General features: G+C 35.5%; 12 protein-coding genes. 8 read left to right on the forward strand and 4 right to left on the reverse strand.

Going from position 1 to position 21,331, the window contains the following annotated elements:
* Positions 1-450 precede the first annotated feature (450 nt).
* The 8 genes from PL77_RS26955 (at position 451) to PL77_RS26990 (ending at position 12,760) form a co-directional block, all read left to right on the forward strand.
* A complete protein-coding gene (locus PL77_RS26955) occupies positions 451-2,406 on the forward strand; it encodes an FAD-dependent oxidoreductase (RefSeq protein ID WP_044212382.1) in 1,956 nt (651 codons plus the stop codon).
* Between the two features lie 592 nt (positions 2,407-2,998).
* Positions 2,999-3,379, forward strand: coding sequence for a GxxExxY protein (locus PL77_RS26960; RefSeq protein WP_044212384.1), 381 nt, complete (start codon positions 2,999-3,001; stop codon positions 3,377-3,379).
* 164 nt (positions 3,380-3,543) lie between these two features.
* On the forward strand, positions 3,544-4,038 hold the full coding sequence (locus PL77_RS26965) for a hypothetical protein (protein WP_044212385.1): 495 nt from the start codon (positions 3,544-3,546) through the stop codon (positions 4,036-4,038).
* Between the two features lie 77 nt (positions 4,039-4,115).
* On the forward strand, positions 4,116-4,658 hold the full coding sequence (locus PL77_RS26970) for a helix-turn-helix domain-containing protein (protein ID WP_044212387.1): 543 nt from the start codon (positions 4,116-4,118) through the stop codon (positions 4,656-4,658).
* Positions 4,659-4,947: 289 nt separating this feature from the next.
* Entirely contained in the window at positions 4,948-6,522 is a 1,575-nt protein-coding gene (locus tag PL77_RS26975) for a type I restriction-modification system subunit M (RefSeq protein WP_044212389.1), read from the forward strand.
* 3 nt (positions 6,523-6,525) lie between these two features.
* Positions 6,526-7,752 carry a restriction endonuclease subunit S gene (locus PL77_RS26980; protein ID WP_044212391.1) on the forward strand — a complete coding sequence of 409 codons (1,227 nt, stop codon included), beginning with the start codon at positions 6,526-6,528 and terminating at the stop codon, positions 7,750-7,752.
* Between the two features lie 458 nt (positions 7,753-8,210).
* On the forward strand, positions 8,211-9,908 hold the full coding sequence (locus PL77_RS26985) for a reverse transcriptase domain-containing protein (RefSeq protein WP_044212393.1): 1,698 nt from the start codon (positions 8,211-8,213) through the stop codon (positions 9,906-9,908).
* On the forward strand, positions 9,905-12,760 hold the full coding sequence (locus tag PL77_RS26990) for a type I restriction endonuclease subunit R (protein ID WP_044212395.1): 2,856 nt from the start codon (positions 9,905-9,907) through the stop codon (positions 12,758-12,760). Before PL77_RS26985 ends, PL77_RS26990 begins: the two co-directional genes overlap by 4 nt.
* A gap of 257 nt (positions 12,761-13,017) precedes the next feature.
* On the opposite strand, the gene PL77_RS26995 is transcribed toward PL77_RS26990, so the two are convergent.
* The 4 genes from PL77_RS26995 to PL77_RS27010 all read right to left on the reverse strand — a co-directional run bounded on the left by PL77_RS26995 (position 13,018) and on the right by PL77_RS27010 (position 20,988).
* A complete protein-coding gene (locus PL77_RS26995) occupies positions 13,018-13,254 on the reverse strand; it encodes a hypothetical protein (protein WP_044212397.1) in 237 nt (78 codons plus the stop codon).
* Between the two features lie 692 nt (positions 13,255-13,946).
* Entirely contained in the window at positions 13,947-16,025 is a 2,079-nt protein-coding gene (locus PL77_RS27000; protein WP_044212399.1) for a hypothetical protein, read from the reverse strand.
* A gap of 13 nt (positions 16,026-16,038) precedes the next feature.
* Positions 16,039-17,862 (reverse strand): RagB/SusD family nutrient uptake outer membrane protein, encoded by a 1,824-nt coding sequence (locus PL77_RS27005; protein ID WP_044212401.1) that lies wholly within the window; start codon positions 17,860-17,862, stop codon positions 16,039-16,041.
* A gap of 15 nt (positions 17,863-17,877) precedes the next feature.
* Positions 17,878-20,988 carry a TonB-dependent receptor gene (locus PL77_RS27010; RefSeq protein ID WP_044212403.1) on the reverse strand — a complete coding sequence of 1,037 codons (3,111 nt, stop codon included), beginning with the start codon at positions 20,986-20,988 and terminating at the stop codon, positions 17,878-17,880.
* Positions 20,989-21,331 lie beyond the last annotated feature (343 nt).

Raw genomic sequence — 21,331 nt, forward strand, 5'->3', positions numbered from 1 at the left:
TTCGTTTTTCATCAATGGAAAAATGAAGAAGAAAGAAGCTTGAAAGTAGGGCTTATAAATGTTTGTAGAAAGCTTGATTAAAAGTTGACGAGAATTTAGTTTACAATGTAGTAAGCATTAAGCTGATATATTCTTCCAATTTTAAAGACAGTAAACAAATTTCCAAGTAGTTATAAATAGTAAATTCTAAATCACAGTTGTTTTTCATCTGTGATTTTTTGTAACACATTTTAATCTAAGTATTAGAGCAAAAGTAAGTGGTGTTTCATGCACCATAGTTAAAACTATGGGCAAGTAATATACTAACCTCATCAAGACTAAAGTCTTGAAGGTTGATAACAAAAGCAACACTTAGTGTTGGTGGAGTCAATATTACTTACCCATGACTTCAGTCGTGGTGTACGCTATTTTATCCTATTCCTTTTGTCTTAGTACTTAAAAATCACAATTATGAAAAGAAGAGATTTTTTAAAATCTGGAGCCAAAGGATCCCTAGCTTCAGGATTATTACTTACAGGAACTAACCTCAATGCAAAAGATAAAGATACCAATGGCAGTTGGGTAAGTGACCGTAGTAAAGACAATTGGCAACAACTTAGTAATGGAGAAAAAGGGACTCCTGAACGTTTTAAGCATGAAAACTATCAGGTTGTTGTGGTAGGCGGTGGACTAGCCGGTATTTGTGCAGCAGTGGCAGCCGCAAGAGAAGGTGCCCAAACATTACTAGTACAAGACCGTTCTGTATTAGGCGGAAATGCATCAAGCGAAATCAGAGTACTCGTCAATGGGGTAAATCACCTTCAGCCCGATTGGATTCCTGAAAGGGAAACAGGCATCATTGAAGAAATTTTACTTCATAATCGTTTTCTAAATCCTCAAGAATCGTTTTCAGTATGGGATCATGTTCTTTATGATTTTGTGATACGAGAACCACATCTTGATCTTCTACTCAACACTCAAGCAGTCAATGTAGAAATGAAAGGAAACCGTATCAAAAAAGCAGTATGCTGGCAGACGAGTACGGAAACAGAATACCATATCAGTGCTGAACAATTTATTGATTGTTCCGGTGATGGTTTATTGGCGGCTACTGCAGGGGCTGAATACAGAACAGGTAGAGAAGCGAAAGCTGAATTCAACGAAAAATATGCTCCCGAAAAAGCCGATGGTTGGCAGATGGGAGCTAGTTTGTTAATTGCGGGTAAGGATATGGGAAAACCTACCCCTTACACGCCTCCATCATTTATGATTCCTTTTGATCTTAAAAAATCACACCCCAAAAGAAAAATACGTTCTTTTAATGAAGGGTATTGGTGGGTAGAAGTGGGCTCACAAAACGACATCATTGCAGATCAAAATGAAATTCAGGAAAAGCTGATGGGACATGTGCATGGTGTTTGGGATTACATCAAAAACTCTGGTGAGATAGAAGGAGCCGAAAACTATGCCCTAGAGTGGATTGGTTCGGTACCCGGTCGTAGGGAATCAAGGCGCTTTATGGGAGATCATATTTTAAATGAAAGAGATTTAGTAGATCATCATCATTTCGAAGATGCTGTAGCCTATGGAGGTTGGTCATTGGATGAGCATAATCCAGGAGGTATTGAGAATTTGGGTGAGCCACCAAGCTATTTTCATTATCACTTCAAAAAAATCTATCAAATTCCATTCAGAAGTCTTTATTCTAAAAACATAGAAAACCTGATGTTTAGTGGTAGAAACATCAGTCAAACTCATATTGCCTTATCTTCCACAAGGGTCATGGCTACTTGCGCATTGATGGGACAAGCAACAGGTACCGCCGCAGGCATGTGTGTACAGCACAATACCAACCCAAGAGGTATTTACAAAAAGCATCTTAAAAGCCTCCAAGAGAAGCTCTCTATCAATGATGCTTTTATCCCTGATCATCCTTTTACCAACAAAAATGATAAAGTGAAAGAAGCAACGCAAATCACCGCTTCAAGTACAAAATCAGGTGATGCAGCACTCTTAAACGATGGTTGGTCTAGAGATTTTCAAGGTAAAACACATCATTGGGCCTCTTCTACCCTCCCTGCCACGGTAAACGTTGAATGGGAAAATCCTGTTGAACTTTCTTCTGTAATTATTAAATGTGATACGAATGTAAAAATGAATATCATGATGAGAAATAATTATAACAATCGAAAAATATTTACAGATAAGGTCCCTCCAGAACTTCTTAAATCACTCTCCCTTCAAGCTAAAAGTAAAGGGAAGTGGATCGACCTCGGCACTTTGGACCAAAATCAAACTAGACGTATTAAGTTTAACTTTGAAAAGGTAAAAACCACTGCCATCCGAGTAGTTATGCATGAGACTTACGGAAAAGAATACGCTAAATTATTTGAGATAATGGCTTTTGAGGAGGGGGTTTTGAGTTAAGGTCACCTTCTATTAAATCGTGTACCTTAGCATGAGAGGAAAGCTAAAATGTCAGTACCGGGATTTTTAGGATTTTATGATGAACAGGATTTTGGATACTACTCCATATTTATATCTTATCTGTAATTTGATTAACTAAGAATAAATTTGATTGAAAGAAAACCAAAAATCCAAACAATCCTCTAACCCTAAATACTCTGATACAGACAATGATCAACAACCACTTACAACTCACTTCTACAAAAAATAATACAATAGTGAAAATAGAAACGTAAACAAAATATTGAAAAAGGTTTAACCATAATTATCCATAGTTCTCCATTGAAAGAAAACCAAAAATCCTAACAATCCTCTAACCCTAAATACTCTGATACAGACAATGATAAACAACCACTTACAACTCACTTCTACAAAAAATAATACAATAGTGAAAATAGAAACGTAAACAAAATATTGAAAAAGGTTTAACCATAATTATCCATAGTTCTCCATTGAAAGAAAACCAAAAATCCTGACAATCCTCTAATCCTAAAAATCTTGGTACAGACATTGAGCTATAACCACCATATCAAAAATTAACGATTCATCTATTATGAACTATAGCAACAACGATTTAACAGGAAGAATAATAGGATGTGCAATGAAAGTACACCGCACCTTAGGAAATGGATTTCAGGAAGTAATCTATCAGCGGGCTTTAGCTTTGGAATTTAAAAATCAAGGAATCTCCTATCAGAGGGAAATGGAAATGAGTATTTACTATGAAGGTGTACATATCGGAACAAGAAGAGTAGACTTTTATGTAGAAGGAATAATGGTAGAGCTCAAAGCCGTAATACGATTGGAGGATGTTCATCTGGCTCAAGCAAAGAACTATTGTGAAGCGTATAATGTACCTACTGGCTTGTTAATTAACTTTGGATCGAAGAGTTTAGAATTTAAAAGAGTATTTAATGCTATAAAAAATCAGTAATGCATTGGCATTGGTCCAAAAGGAGTTAAAATATATATTTGCATTACTCATTTAAATACATTAACATTACAACAACAAACTATTCTCATTCGTGAAACATAAAGATAAGCTGACTATTTATGCAATGCACTGAGAACGATTTATAACATTAATTTTTTATTATCATGTTAAACACCAAAGACAAAAACGACCTTTTTGCACGTGTCGTTTCATTATCATGCACATCCCAAGAAGATACGCAGACTACTTATGATGCTATTCATCAGGAATACAAGTATCAAAATTCTTCTAACGTACTGAAGGATATTTCAACAGAAAGAAAAAAAAACCGATTTGAAAGCAGAACAACAGAGCTCAATGAAAAGAAAAATCAATTGGACTATGTTGAAACAGAAATTGCCAATATGCAAACCACACACTCAAAGTATAAGGTAAAAGTGGTGGAAAAAAATAAATTGGTAGCCGACATTAGTGATCTAGAATTAAAGCTAGAACAAAACGATGGATTAGAAGTCTATTTTAATCAATTGGATAATATTATGCAGGAAGCAGAGGCTTATGTCTTGCTTGAACTTCTACATCATATCAAAGACCATGCTGCCACAAGTGGCTGGGCATTGGATGACTATGCGATCAAGGATCTAGAAGTTATTGCTTAAATACATAAAAGGTCGGTGAGTCAGCCACTGACCTTTTATCTTTATTTACTTCATCCTTCTTCCCTAAAATATAATGTATGAATCTTACCAAAGCACAAAGAATTGAATTACAATCACTACTAGAAGCCAAAGTAAAGAAAACGAAAATTGCAGAGGCTTTAGGTGTACATCTGTCAAGTATTTACAGAGAGTTAAAACGCAACAGTTTCAATGGGAAATACGACGCCATCAAAGCGGATCAACTTGCGAAAGCGAGAAAGAAAGTGGCGGGTGGAATGTCGAAATTCAAAAGGAAAACAATTAATCGGAGGAAAAATAAATATGAGCTGTTTGATGACCGACGCTTTATCTATTGGAAGTCAGATACGCCCCGTGCTAGAAGACGCTATTTCTTTTTAAAGGAAAAGTGGCCATGGAAAACCAAACGCTATAAAATTCGACTGGGATGGGAAAAAACACATCATTATCGCAATGACATTCCATTATTTGAGTTGTTGATTGCCCACCTAAACGAGAATCATTTAACTACTACAAAAACAAATCAACCTTCTTCTTTTAAACAACTTCACTATTCTTCTAATTCTACTTTACATCAATACCCTAAACGTAAAGTGGCTTGACCCCTATTGTCTTTTTATACTTCATCCTCTAAAAAACACCTCTCCTAAACTTAAAAATTATAGACAAAACGTCATTCATTATCAAAACAAAGTGCTTCAGGTCGTCAAAACTTGAAGCACTTTTTATTTACAGCCTATTTGAAATTATTTTCGCATTTGCTCACGAATTCATTTTTTGATGGAAACACAAATATTTGATTTTATTTACAACATTGTGTAAAATACAATTCTGTATTACTAACATTATTTTATTATCTTGGAAATCTTAAAATGAATTCTATTCTTTATCATGTCAGAAATAGCTAACAACGTAGACCACAAAGGTCAATTAGAGCGACAGTTATGGAACATCGCCAATGAGTTAAGAGGAAATATGGGAGCCGATGAGTTCCGCGATTATATATTGGGTTTTATCTTCTACAAATACCTTTCGGAACGCATGGAGCTTTTCGGGAATGAGTTATTGGAAGAGGATGGAATGAAGTTCTCGGAGATTAAAGAAGCAACTGAGGAAGGAAAGGAATATCTGGAAGCCATTAGAGAGGAAGCCTTAGAGTCGTTGGGGTATTTTTTATTGCCTAGCGAATTGTTTAGGGTGCTTTCGGAAGAAGGACAGGAACAGGATGCCTTTATCTTGGAGAAGTTGCGCGATGTGTTGAACCACATTGAGCAAAGTACAATGGGTACGGACAGTGAAGAGGAGTTTAGCGGTTTGTTTGAGGAGTTGGATTTGACTTCTTCTAAACTGGGAAAAACGGAGAAAGCTAAAAATGAGTTGATCTCTAAAGTGCTTTTCCATTTGAATCAGATTGACTTCCAGTTGGGAAATACAGAAATAGATGTATTGGGTGATGCTTATGAATACCTGATCGGTCAGTTTGCTTCAGGAGCAGGAAAAAAAGCAGGGGAATTTTATACGCCTCAATCTGTTTCTCAAATTTTGGCTCAATTGGTGACTTCGGGTAAAGATAAATTGCAGTCGGTATATGACCCTACTTGTGGTTCTGGTTCATTGTTGCTTCGCGTAGCAAAACAGGTAGATGAAGTGGCACATTTCTATGGTCAGGAGTTGAACAGAACGACGTACAACTTGGCACGTATGAACATGATTTTGCATGGGGTACGTTACAATGAGTTTGATATTCAGCAAGAAGATACCTTAGAAAACCCTCAACATAAAGAAAAGCAGTTTGAAGCCATCGTAGCCAATCCTCCTTTCTCGGCAAAATGGTCGGCCAATCCCATTCATTTATCGGATGATCGTTTTAGTGAGTATGGAAAATTAGCCCCTAGTTCTAAAGCGGACTTTGCTTTTGTACAGCACATGATTCATCATTTAGGTGAAAACGGTACAATGGCGGTGGTACTTCCTCATGGTGTATTGTTTAGAGGTGCAGCCGAAGGACATATCCGTAAACACCTGATAGAAGAGAACAATTATCTAGATGCCGTTATTGGTCTTCCTGCCAATATTTTCTACGGTACGGGTATTCCTACTTGTATTTTGGTCTTCAAAAAATGCCGTCAAAAAGACGATACCATTCTATTTGTAGATGCTTCACAACATTTCGAGAAAGCCAAGAACCAAAACTACCTGCGTACAGTAGATGTGGAAAAGATTATCTCTACGTATGCAGAAAGAAAGGAAGAAGAGAAATACGCTCATGTGGCTTCTTTAGCCGAAGTGAAAGAAAACGATTACAACCTCAATATCCCTCGTTATGTAGATACTTTTGAGGAAGAAGCTCCTGTAGATTTGGATGCGGTTTCTGATCGTTTGGTACAGTTGTCTGAAGAAATGAAAGATACGGATACGACTATCCAAGATTTCTGTCATCAGTTGAACATTAAAACACCTTTCTAAGCTATGAGTGAAGTAAAAAAGAATATTCCCGCTTTGAGGTTTCCTGAGTTTAGTGAGGAGTGGGAGAAGAAGAAACTTGGTCAACTACTTACATTTAAAAATGGAGTAAATGCTACGAAAGAGCAGTACGGTAAAGGTGTGAAGTTTATTAATGTTCTTGATATTATTGAGAACAATTTCATTACCCATGATAATATAAAAGGACTTGTCGATATTGAAGAAAAAGAATTCTTAAAAAACGAAGTAAAATATGGTGATATTTTATTTCAAAGAAGTTCTGAGACTAGAGAAGAAGTAGGTCAAGCAAATGTCTACCTTGATAAAGAAAAGTCTGCAACATTTGGTGGTTTTGTAATTCGAGGTCAGAAGACTTCTGATTATGATCCGATGTTTATGAATTATCTCTTAAAAGGAAAAACAGCAAGAAAAGAAATTACAACTAAAAGTGGTGGGAGTACGAGATATAATGTTGGTCAAGATATTTTGACAGATGTATCAATAAAAACAACCACCCTCCCCGAACAACAAAAAATCGCCACCTTCTTATCCTCCGTAGATAAAAAGATCGGACAATTAACCGAGAAGAAGGAGCTATTAGAGGAGTACAAGAAAGGGGTGATGCAAAAGATCTTCTCTAGGGAGATTAGGTTTAAAAAGGAAGATGGAAGTGCTTTTGAGGAGTGGGAAGAGAGGAAGTTGGGGGAGTTATTAACAGAAAGTAGAATAAAAGGAGATGGAGGTGACAAAGCGAAGAAGCTAACTGTAAAACTTTGGGGAAAAGGAGTCTTTCCAAAGGAAGATAAAACTGAAGGTAGTGCACAAACACAATATTTCATTAGAAAATCAGGTCAATTTATATACAGTAAACTCGATTTCTTAAATTGTGCTTTTGGAATTATTCCTGATGAATTAGATGGACTTCAGTCTACAGTCGATTTACCTTGTTTTGATATCAAAACTGATTTAATTCATCCATATTTCTTGTTAGAAAGAGTAAAGCAAAAAAACTTCTATAAGAAATTTGGAGATACAGCCGATGGTAGTAGAAAGGCTAAGCGTATTCATGCAAATGTCTTTTTTGATTTCTTTATTAATCTCCCATCAATTCCCGAACAACAAAAAATCGCCAATTTCTTAACTTCTTTAGATCGTAAGATAGAGACAGTTGGTAAGGAGTTGGAAGGCGTTAAGGAGTGGAAGAAAGGGTTGTTGCAGGGGATGTTTGTTTAGTTGTAATACATTTATTAAATTTATAACGAATATGAAGGAAGTCATTTTTTCAAGAGTATAATTGTAACGTTTTATACGCTCACCTTGCTTTTCTTGAATGAGAAATTTTCCATTTTGTCAAGTGAGAGAAACATATCCATTGGGGGTAAAAGTGTTTAAGAATTCCAAATATGCAAATAATCGGTAATGAGATATATGAGGCTATCATTGCGATGAGACTCTTTATCAGCTCGGTAACTATTATTGTATGTAAGGTATTCCTACATATATTGCTATCAGAAGCAACGGTATGAAGATTTCGTGTCATGTAATTCTGGTATTTAAAGTAATATACAAAGATTATTCTAACAAATAGTTTTTAAAACTAAAAGGGGTCGGTCATCTTATTGGCTAGTAAAGCATGTTACAGTATTAATAGATCCGTCACGAAAATTTGACAACTTTCATATTCATTTATTATGATCGAAAAACTTAAACTGAAAAGGTATATACATTTTAGTGAATACTACGAAGGAGAAGATTCTCTTTCTCTTAAAAAATATATTAGTAATCCAAAAAAAGTATCATCACATAAGTTCTTTCCATTTATTGAAAGGCCTATTAAAAAGAGAAGATTCAGAAAAGCCAAAAACTGTAATTTTAGGATAGGCTCTACAAAACCACGAAAGATAAAATATTGTAATCATTTAGATAGTCTAATTTATGCTCATTATGCTACTAAATTAAGCAAAAAATATGAGGATATCTTAGCACAAGATTTACAACTGAACTCTTCAATTATTGCTTACAGAGCAATACCCATTAGAAAAGGCACGGAAAAACCATGCAAAAATACTATCCATCATGTCGCTGACTTAATTAAAGAAATTGAACAAAAAAAATTTACTAATTACTATGCTATAGCATTAGACATTTCGAATTTTTTTGAGGATTTGAAACACAAAAAGATTAAAGAATCATGGAAAACAGTTATGGGATATGAAAAAAAAGTTGGTGATGATATTATACCAAAAGATCAATATAAAGTTTTCAAAAATATAACAAAGTATTCATGGGTAGAATATCATGATGCTTTTAAAAATTCTTCTCATAATCATAAATCAAAATCCCCTAGAATTTTAAGAAATAAAGCAGATCTTAAAAAAAAGGAACCCATTAAAAGCTTTTTTACTGATGGAGAAGATTTCCGAAAAAACATTGTTCAAAAAAAGTTAATTAATAAAAATAAAAAAGATTGCGGAATTCCTCAAGGCTCACCTATTAGTCCTATTTTAGCTAATATGTATATGCTTCAATTTGATAAAAAAGTAATTAATTTTTTAAATGAAAATTATCCTAAAAGCATATACAGAAGGTATTCAGATGATATATTATTAATAATTGATAATTGTGATTTAAAAGAAGTACTATCTAATATTGATATTTTCAAAGATGATTTAGACCTGAAAATTCAACCTACAAAAACTCAAATTTATTCGTTTAAAAAAATAGGAACTTCTTACCAATGTTCAAAAATTAATGAGAATAAAGAATCAATCCTCAGCAACAGTTCTCTAGAATATCTAGGCTTTTCATATGACGGGAATAGAGTTCTTCTTAAAAATGCTTCTTTATCAAATTATTACATGAAAATGAAAAGATTTGTAAGAAGACAACACGTTTTTGTCAATAAAAAAAGTACTGATGTACATAAAGAAAAGCTCTTTATAAATAAAGGTTACAAAGCATTTACTCATATTGGTTCTAAAAGAGGGTATAAATATGTTAGAAAAGAAAAAACAACAGATAAATGGTATAGACCAAAAAGAAAGTCAAATAAGGTATGGGGCAATTATTACTCCTATGCTAAACAAGCAATAGAAATTTTTAACCAAAATTCCATAAAAAATGGTATTAAAGGGCAAATGAGTAGGCATTCACAAATTTTACATAGTGAATATAAAAATTCTCAAATTAAAAATTGTAGAGATAGAGTTTTTATAAAGTGTAACCATGAACAGCCTAATTCTAATGTAAAATGTAAAATAAAACGTATACCTTATACTTTCTGTAGTTGTCATGAGAAAGCTTTTTATAAGAAGTGTGACATTATTACAAATGGAGAAAATATATATTGCTCAATTATGTCTTTAGCATATTACTATAAAAAAAGATGACTACCCAACCAGAACAAATCCTAGAAAACAACCTAGTCAAACAACTTCAGCAATTAGGTTACGATCAGGTACAATTACCTGATGAAAATGCTCTATTGTCAAACCTTAAAGCACAACTAGCAAAGCATAACAATACTGAGTTCTCTGATACTGAGTTTAAGCAGATTCTGAACCACTTAAACAAAGGTTCTGTATTCGATAAGGCGAAGATCTTACGGGATAAAATGCAGATCAATAAAGACGATGGTAGCAGTGAGTATATAGAGTTCATTAATCAGAAACAGTGGTGTAAAAACGAATTCCAAGTGGCACAGCAGATCACTATGGAAGGAGAATATAAAAATAGATATGATGTCACACTTCTGATCAATGGCTTACCGTTGGTACAAGTAGAGTTGAAGCGTAGAGGGTTGGAACTGAAAGAAGCCTTTAATCAAACTAACCGTTACCAACGTCACTCTTACGGTTCGGGTCAGGCACTGTTCAACTATATCCAACTGTTTGTGATATCCAACGGTGTCAATACAAAGTATTACGCCAATAACCGTAAGCAGTCCTTTAAGCAGACCTTCTTTTGGGCGGATAAGGAAAATAGAAATATCACTAACCTTACTCAATTTGCAGATGCTTTCTTAGAGCCTTGTCACCTCTCCAAGATGATTACCAAATACATTGTCTTGCATGAGTCTGACAAGATATTAATGGTGCTTCGCCCCTATCAGTATTACGCTACGGAAGCGATTGCGGATAGAGTAAAAAAGGGAGTAAAGAACGGGTATATATGGCATACAACAGGTTCGGGAAAGACCTTAACTTCTTTCAAGGCTTCTCAGATTATGATGGAGCTACCCGAAGTTCATAAAGTAGTATTTGTGGTAGACAGAAGGGATTTAGATTATCAAACCACCAAAGAGTTCAATCACTTCTCTGAGGGGAGTGTAGACGGTACAGACAACACCAATAATTTGGTCAAACAGTTTACTGATGATACAAAGCTGATTGTAACGACTATTCAGAAGCTAAATACAGCCATTAATGGTTCTCGATATCAATCAAGAATGGAAAATTTAGTGGATAAGCGTATAATTTTCATCTTTGATGAGTGCCACCGTTCACAGTTTGGAGATACACATAAAGCCATCACTAATTTCTTCCAAAACAAACAAATGTTTGGTTTTACGGGTACACCTATTTTTGCCGATAATGCTTCTAAAAATGATTTAGGGAAGCGAACTACCAAAGATTTATTTGACGACTGTCTGCATAAATATGTCATTACAGATGCGATTAAAGATCAGAATGTATTACGCTTTGCAATAGAATATGTGGGCCGTTATAAGCAAAAAAATTCCAACAATGAATTGGATATCGATACGGATCATTTAGTAGAAGATATTGACACCAAAGAGCTGTTAGAATCTGAAAAACGCCTGACAAAAATAGCAGATTATATCATTAATAATCATGATCGGAAAACACACGGTAAAACCTTCACTGGTATGATGTGTGTGAGTAGTGTAGAGACATTAATCAAGTATTACGATATTCTCCAAAAGAAAAAAGAAGCCGGTGAACATAACCTCAAAGTAGCCACTATATTTAGTTATACCGCCAATGAAGAGGATAAAGATGCCAACGGTGCTTATGGGGAGTTTGAAGGTGCAATGGTAGCAGAACCTGTAGCTACTTACGGAAATATCCATACAAGAGAAGTTCTTGACCACTACATTGGTGACTACAATAAAATGTTTGGGACCAGCTACTCTACCAAAGATTCGAAGTCGTTTTACAACTACTATAACGATATTTCCAAGAAGGTAAAAAGTAAAGAAATTGACATCCTTCTAGTCGTCAATATGTTTTTAACCGGTTTTGATAGTAAAACATTAAATACACTGTATGTTGACAAAAACCTTCAATACCATGGTTTGATTCAAGCATTTTCACGTACTAATAGAATCTTGGACGAGAAAAAATCGCATGGAAATATTGTTTGTTTTAGAAACCTTAAAAAGAATACAGACGATGCCATTCTTCTCTTTTCTAATAAAGAAGCCAAAGAAGTCATTCTTGTTGAGCCTTATGAACAACATTTAGACAAATTTCATGAAGCATTAGAGAAACTATTGTACTTAGCGCCAACAGTAGAAAGTGTCGATAATATAATAAGAGAAGATGAGCAACTGGCCTTTGTAAAAGCATTTAGAAATCTAATGCGTATCAAACATATTCTTCATGGTTTTGCAGATTATAAGGAGGAAGATCTGGACCTTACTGCACAAACTTTTGAAGATTATAAGAGTAAGTATTTAGACATCAATGATAAGGTCAAAAACGATAGAGGAAAAGATAAAACGTCCATCTTAGATGATGTAGATTTTGAATTGGAGTTAATACATAGAGATGAGGTGAATGTCGCTTATATTTTGACACTCTTAGCTCAAATTTGCGAAACTCCAGACGAAGAGAAAAAATTGGCTCAAAAGAAATCTATTATTGATACATTATCGGGCGAAGTACAATTAAGAAGCAAGAAAGAGTTGATCGAAAAATTTATTGATCAAAATCTGCCACACATCAAAAATAGTGATGAGGTAACAGATGAATTTGATAAATTTATTGAGGTAGAAAAGCAAAATGCCTTTACTAAATTGGTAGAAGAAGAAAAACTTAAAGCCGATATCACAGAAAAAGTCATCAGTGATTATCTCTTTACCAATAGAACACCTATTCAATCTGATGTAGTAGAAACGTTTGAAACAAAGCCTAAACTGTTGCAACGCAAGAAACTTGCGCAGAGAGTGACGGATAAGATGATGGGTTTTGTGGAGACGTTTATCAGCGGGATGTAACCACCTCATCAACAGCCCATGAATTCATTCATGGGTTGCTAATAATAGCGAGCTCGATGTAATAGTACATACTCTCTCTATCTCTCAAATGCTAAAAGTCTACAGACTTTTTATAACTATAGGTCCAAGTCACGCTTGCAGCTTAAGACTTGAACCAGTTGAGAAATCCATTAAAAATATAGGAGTAAAAGTGATGATATGATTATAACTTTTACTCCTTTTTTTCTTGATGAATAAGCAACTTAAGCTTCTATAAACTAAGCCCAAAAAAGGCCTTTTCCCCACTTACTTCTTCTGATTTGCTTATTCCCCCATCTTTTCCAATATTTTTTACTTTTACTACTTGAATATCTTTTTACTAGTCGACACCTTTTGCAAAGACAACCGTGTGCTTTGTATTTTTTAGGTGGATAAAGATTAATAAAATCTTCATTTGACTCTTCAAAATCAAGCAACGTTTCAAAATAAAAAAGAGTGGATTTATCTACTTTCATCTTAGTGTATTTAGACGTTAGCAAAATCGCTAACTTAATACACTGCGTGCTTTCTTATTCTCATGTTTATTGTTATTTGTTGTTTAAGTACCAAGACAAAATTATTTAATACTAATTCTATTTATTGTTTTGCGATTACTTCCTTCAAAAAACGCTAAATAGAACCACTATTCATACGTTTTTTAGCGTTGTACTCACAAAAAATAAATTAGAATTAAATATGATCTATTTTTGGCTTAGTACTTATCTAAAATAAGGCTTTTCTAAAACTATTTAAAAAAAATTATTGTTTTTGGTGTACTTTATCTTCATTTTTTATGAAGTCTCATAAAAATCGGAAACTGTTCATAGTTAAAAACTAAAAGTCTACAGACTTTTTATAACTATAGGTCCAAGTCACGCTTGTAGCTTAAGACTTGAACCAGTTCAGGTCGAGTAAAAGTTGATGATGATATATCATTCAATACTAAAAAAGCCACCCCTTTGCTCCGAGAAGCAAGGGGTGGCTTTTACATTATTACTACTTTTATACTTAAGTACTAAGTCAAAAATAAATGATAACTAATTCTTATTTATTTTTTGTGAGTACAACGCTAAAAAACGTATGAATAGTGGTTCTATTGAAAGTTTTTTGAAGGAAGTAATCGCAAAACAATAAATAGAATTAGTGGTATATAATTTTGTCTTAGTACTTAAGGTCTCGCTTCGATGGCGATACACGTGAAGTTATCCAAATAGAACTCTAAGGCTCCTGTTGCTGGTACTGGGTTGACTACTTTTAGTACCAACTGTCTTCGTGAAGCTTGTAAGTCGAAGCTTACGATTTGTTTGACAGTTACCCATTTTCCTTTTTCAACATTAGAAAGATCTGGAGTGTATTCACTCTTATCATTTCCTGGAAGTGAAGTATCTTGGAATCCAGTGATCAAACCACTTGTGAAATCGACACCTTCTGGGATAAAGATATCAAAGGATAGTAAGTAATCGCCTGGGGCATTTTTCATACCGTTGGCCCATGTTTTGCCGGCGTGGATGTTGTGGATGGAGAATAACGTTGAAGTCTCAATCGTACGGTCATCACTGATGAATGACATACTTGCCTCACCATGAGAGGCATAGGCTGTAGATCTTAACCATTTCTTTTTCTCAGTGGCAGCACCTCCATCTTGGTACCATCCTTCTGCATTGGCATTACCCAATGATGTAGTTGGTACTTCAACACTGATAAGATCCGGATCTTCAAACTCTGTTTCTGATAAGTTATACATCACAACGCTTTCTTCTGCAAATGCTTCCAATTGGTTGCCTGTTGCAGATGAAATACCTCCATTGCCATCGTAGGCAATCGTAATATCGTCTGAATTGTAAGTTGTTTCTCCAACAGTTAAGAAAATTCTTTGGCTGTTATTCGGATCAATTGCTACTGTTGAGATAGAGGATGGACTATCATAACCATTAGGGTTTGTGATATGTGCCGTAAAGTGACTTGCTGCATCTGCTCCAATGGTTGCTACAGGAATTGATGTTTCGAAAGAAATGACCTTTGTAGATTCTTCCGTTAAGGCAGATGTTTTCAATAATGCTTCATCAACAGCAATCAATAATGGTATTTTAAGCTCAACCTCAGTATCTGGCATTCCTGCCACACCTTGACGGCTTACTTTAAAAGTACCCGCTTCGAAAGCCATTGAAATAGTTGGATATTGCGCTACTGCATTTTCATCAGTATAGATTTCTTCTGTTGTATTATTCAAGGTCCATACTCTTCCGTTTGTTAAACCTCTTTGTGTATTGTCTACATAGGTTAGTGATTCATTCACTTTGATTGAAATCGATGTCCAATCTGCTGGATCAGAAGGAATTTCATCTCCATCATTGTAAGCGAATAATAGTGTTTCTCCTTTGTAAACTTCAAACTGAGGTCTTACTTCTGGTGCCTTGATATTCAATTTCAACGGAATAGTCTTTTGAACAGTTTGTGACAATGCCTGAGATGATCCTTGACGGATTGACTTCATAGCACCTGCTCTACCTTGTCCTGTTTTCATAGGAACCACTTCAAACACTCTGTTTTTACTTGTTTCTTCCAAGTAGCTTAGTGTCCATTCTGTATCTGTTGGCTTACCGACCGTTGTTGTATCTACAAAAGTCAATACATCTTCGCTTGCAATAAGGTCTATTGTTGGCCAATCAGAGTCATCAGCACCATCCACTTCTTGCTCTGCAGAAACAAATAAAACTGTGTCTGTATGGTTTTTAAGAACATAGAATGAAGGCTTTACGTTGTCATAAACTTCCACATTAAAAGTAGTATCAATCACCCAAATACCCGGTTGATCTGTCATTTCTACTGCTTCTAATTGACGACCTGCGCCATTATGCGTTACCTTTTGATCGTAAGTGTTGTACAATCTTACCTTTTGAATACCGGCTGTTGGGAAATAAACATGCACCGTAGCATCTTCAGATTTCACCCCTCCTAAAGAATCAATAAAGGGTGTAAAGTCCTCTTCTGTCTTTGAAAAATCTCCTTTCAGATAATTTGATTCCTCACCGATCGTCCACTCATGGAATAGTACACCTTGAGAAACATCCATAAAGGAAATATAATCGTCAATTGAGATCTCCAATGTGTCTTTGTGCTCTTCACTGATCGCCCAAGAGACTGCTCTTACTTTTTTATCGTCTGCAATTTCATCTTCTTTTTGGCATGATGTAAAACCAAGAATGCCAATTAAAAAGAGTGCAACTAATTTATATATATCTTTCATGATTATCTTCAGTTTAGCCTTTAACACCTGGATTCGTTGATAACTCCGCTGTAGGAATCGGATAGAAATCATGCAATGAAGGAATGTAATTCATCAAAGCTGCCTCTCCATCTACAATCTTATAGTTTGGTCTTGCTGTAAATTCCTTATCTGGGAACGGGTGAGTGTCACCACCAGGAATAATACTACTGTTCCAAAGTGTTTTCTTAGAGTATGTTCTTGCGTCTTTGAAGTGAATTACCCAGTAGTTTTGACTTGAAATACGTTGGAAATTCTCTTTAATAATGTTCCATCTTCTTAAGTCAATCCATCTTGTCATGTGACCTTCTACAGACAACTCCAATGGTTTTTCAACATACATCAAATGATCCATTAGTGAAGATGCAGTGTAAGTGACACCATCATAAGTTTTAGAACCGTCTACTTGCGTACCGATTAATTCTAGTCCCCAACGACCTCTTACTTCATTGATCAACATGATGGCCTCAGTGATTTGACCCATTTTAATCTTACACTCTGCTAAGTTCAAGTACGCTTCTGATAATCTATTGATCACAACATTTTTAGCAGATCTTTGGTTACCCAATGGTAGGCTTCTCTCTGTATCAAGAATGTCATAATTACTGAATTGCTTATAGTAACCAAACTCAGGCGAACGTGCTCCACCAGCTCTAAACGGATCTGCTTCTGATACAGAACCAATTTGATAGTACGATGTTAAATCATCCTCTGCCAAAGCCATCATTGCTGACGCTCTCATCGAAATATTTCTAGTATAAGAAGCTCCCTCTAATTCCACTGTGTTTCTGTTATCTTGAGGGTCCATTTTCTCCGTTTTGTAAGCATAAGCCACCCAACCTACAGGAATAGATTGTCTGTTGCCACCATACGTTTGTGGAGAAAAAACTGCTGCCCATCTGTTTTGTCCATTGATCTCATCCCAGTTTCCTAAGTCTGATCTTACTTCATTTGAATACGCCACTTCCAAGATTGATTCTTGATTGAAAGCACCTTCACTTGTAAAGATCTTACTCATGTCTGTTTCTAAACCATAACCATACTCGCTATTGTAAATTACATCATTGTAATAGTAAGCCGCAGAATCATAGTTTGAACCTTCAACGAAATCAAACAAGAAAGAATTGCCTAAGATCATTGCTGCTGCACCTTTTGTTACTCTAGCTGCACCACTCAAATCAGAAGATACATTGGCATGTTTTGCTGGAAGGTTAGCGTATGCAAAATGTAAGTCTTCTCTTACAAAACTCAATACTGAATCAGCAGAAGATACTTTTTTGTACATATCATTTGCATCCACCCAAGTATCTCTAATGATCACTTCACCGTTGTTATAAGCTTGGTGTGCATAGAAATGTAATAATCCTCTGAAAAATCTTGCTTCAGCCATTTGAAGTGTCCAAAGTGGATCATTTCTAAATTCGGCCATTGATTCAAATTGAAGACCATGGATGACTTGATTGGCTTTGAAAATACCATTATACAATGCCGCCCATTTCTTATTGATCTCGTCACTTGTTTCAGTGTACGTGTGCTGATAATAAGTCAGAAGCTTACTTGTAGGAGTTGGTCGGTCCATACCAGGATATCCTAAATCTGATCGACACGCTTCTTCCCCAAAATTCCAAATATAATGATTCATCATCGATGCATAAACAGCTGTTAAACCTGCTTCTGAATCATCTAAACTTGTGTAGAAATCTTTAATGGTTGTTTCATTCGGGTTGATCTCAGTCAAGTAATTGTTACATGCTGTTACACCAAAGAAACTCACTAATAATAGAATATATCTATAAATATTTTTTGATAAGTAATTCATAGTTGTCAGTGTTGTTTAGAAGTTTAATCGGAAACCTGTTGAGTACAATGCAGCAATTGGATAATTACCTTTATCTAAACCTCTTGAAGACACGCCATTGCCTCCCACTTCAGGATCGTAACCAGTATATTTTGTAAATGTTAAAGCGTTTTGTGCTCTTACAAAAATTCTAAACTGATCAACTTTCACTCTTTTCAACATACTTTTTGGAAGACTATAACCTAAGGTAATGTTCTTCAATCTCAAATAAGAACCATCTTCTAACCAAAGGTCTGTATCTCCTCTAAAATTGGTTGTACCTTGTTTCAAGTCACCTCTATACGCTGGAATATCTGACGTTGGGTTATCTGGTGACCAAGTATGGATTTGATCAACATGTCTACCCTCAGAGTAAGCCATTAGCTTACTACCATTCATGATTTCATGGCCTACTGCTGCATACCAGTTCATCATAAAGTCCCAGTTTTTCCAACGTAAGTTGATAATCAAACCTGTTTCAAAATTAGGTAAACCACTACCTGCGTACACTTTGTCTGCCTCAGTGATTTGGCCGTCACCGTTTGTATCTTTGATGATCAAGTCACCCATTTTTGCTGCAGGGTTGACCTTATTGTATTCAGCAAGTTGCTCATCTGTTTTGATGATTCCGTCCGTTCTGTAAAGGAAGAAAGCACCTGCTTCATAACCTTTCGCAAATACCGTAGCTCTCGATTGGTTTACAGCACCCCAAATCAAACCTTGATCTGCTGTATAAACGAAATCTTCTGTATTCATATTCGTGATTTCGTTTTGATTACTTGAGAATGTACCCGTAATCGTCCAATTCAATTTTTTCGATCTACCTTTATAACTTAAAGCCAATTCATAACCTTTATTGACCATGTTACCCACGTTAAGCGTCACTAATTTATCATTGTTTCCTCCTGATGCAGTACCTGCTGATGATGGCACTTCAATTGGGAATAACATGTCTTCTTTAGTTGTATGGTAAACGTCAGCATTGAATGTTAAGCGGTTACCCCAGAATGCCATATCTACACCAATGTTGTTTTGGATTGAAGTCTCCCACTGTACATTAGGGTTTGCAAATGCAGCTTGTGCAGCACCTGAATAAATCTTACCATTGAAATCATAATCATAACCTCTTCTGATAGTTGGAAGATCTGAATAAGGTCGGAAAGATTGACCACCTACGTTACCATGTGATGCTCTAATCTTGAAAATGTTCATTGTTTCCTTAGCTCCTTCGAAGAATGGCTCTTCTGCTACGTTCCATGCTACTGAAGCCGATGGGAAGAATTTGAATTTATTGTTTTCAGCAAATTTTGAGTTACCGTTATAGTTACCACTTAATGACAATAAGTATCTTCCTTTGTAATCATATTGTAAACGACCGATTGTACCGATCAATTTGTAGACATAATTGAAACCTGGAGTTACAGCCGTCTCTAAAGTGGCAGAACCGAAACCTGGCTTAGAATTATCTACAATACCTCTTCTTGAAACCGTATGACTTTGTCCGCCATATTCTTCAATTGATCCGCCTAGCAATGCTGAGAAATTGTGATCTCCCCATTTTTTATGGAAATAGAATCTACCATCCCAGCTAAAACTTGTACTACGTTCTGTTAGCTCAGAGTAATAAGAGTTGTTGATATCTGAAAATTCTTTCCCCGTATTCTCATTCACAATTTTGAAATAAGGATTGAAACGTGAACGGTTTCTGTTCAATACGCTACCACCACCGTTTGTTGTGAAGGATAACCAATCTGTAAAGTCGTATTTGATACTAACGTTTCCTGAGAAACGATCTCTATCTTCAAGGTCTTGGAAATACAATGATTGGTATAAGAAGTTGGCTTGAACGGCTTCTTGATCCGATGCACCTGCGTACACATCTTTGCTAGGATCTACAGGAGCCATGTAAGGCTTGTAACGAATTGTCTGCGTCAATAAGTTACCTGAAGGTCTTTGTCTCTCTTCCGTTGAAATGGCAATAGATGAAGTAATTGTCCATTTTTTAGACTTATAACTTGAACCACCACGTAAGTTGAAACGATCAAACGAAGAGTTGATCACGTTACCTTCTTGATTAAAATAACCACCTGTTAAGTTGTAAGTAAATCCAGAACTTGAACCACCCGTAATGTTTAAGTTGTACTGTTGCGTCGGTGCATAGTCTACAAATACCAATTCATCAAGATTATTATCATTTAAGAAATTGTTCTTGTTTCTTTGGATAAACATGTTGATTTCATCATCTGAAATACCTGGGTTTAATGCTCTTTGCTCCAAGATATCAAAATAAGCTTGCTGTGATGAATTCATCACTGGTGTGTTGGAAGTAATCTGTCTTACACCATAGTTACCATCAATTGATACTTTCAAGTTTCCTTGATTACCAGTCTTTGTTGTGATTAAGATTACACCGTTAGCACCTCTTGTTCCGTAGACCGCACATGAAGCTAAATCTTTAAGGATATCAATAGATGCAATCTCGTTAGGTGCTAATCGAGGATCTTCATTTTGAGGAATTCCGTCAACAACATATAACGGTTGGTTAGCACCCTCTACGTTAGATACTGTACTTACCCCTCTAATTTGAATCACTGATCCTTCACCCGGAGAACCTGAAGCTGACGTGACACTCACACCCGCTACTTGACCTTGTAGTGCATCACCAATATCTGAACTGACAAAGTTGTCTAATGTTTCAGATTTTACGTGTGCTACAGCACCTGAAATTTCTTTTTTCTTTTGCTCACCATAACCAATCTTCACTACCTCGTCAAGCATTTCAACATCACTTTCTAGCATGATGGTTATGTTCGATTCTGCATTTACATTAAATGTTGTTGGTTTCATACCAATAAAAGTGAAAACCAAAACATCACCTTCACCCACCAGAATGGAGAATTTACCATCAAAATCAGATACAGTACCCTGTTTGGTTCCCTGTACCATAATGTTTACACCTGGTAGCGGTAAATTGTCATCTGCACCTAGTACTTTACCGTTCAGTACTCTGTCTTGTGCCAATGTATCATTCGTAAACATTAGTGTTGACAGCAGTGCAAGTAATAGTATACTCCTATAAGAGAATAAGTTAGACAAGTAAGTATTCATGTTACATTTCATTAATAAATTACTTTAAGTACCCGAACGAAGTTCTTGTACCATAATTGTAAGTTCTGCGATAAACCTTCAATTATATGTTACCATTCATTTCACCTTCGATTAGAATCATTTCAATAGAGTATTCTTCTTTAAACTAGTTCTTCTAAAAAATTTTGAGTTGGCCACATCAATTAGAATAACTCAATAGTATTGTTTTTCTAATCTGTTATCAGACAAGTAGTGTTTGAAGTAAAAAATGTTTCACTAAAAGCTCCGTGCTTGTGTTAAATAACAATATAAAGGTAGAGAGAGATCAAAATTTGAAGGTGACTATAAATCAATAAAATGTTTT

It is taken from the genome of Flammeovirga sp. OC4 (assembly GCF_000812565.1).
Lineage (GTDB): Bacteria > Bacteroidota > Bacteroidia > Cytophagales > Flammeovirgaceae > Flammeovirga.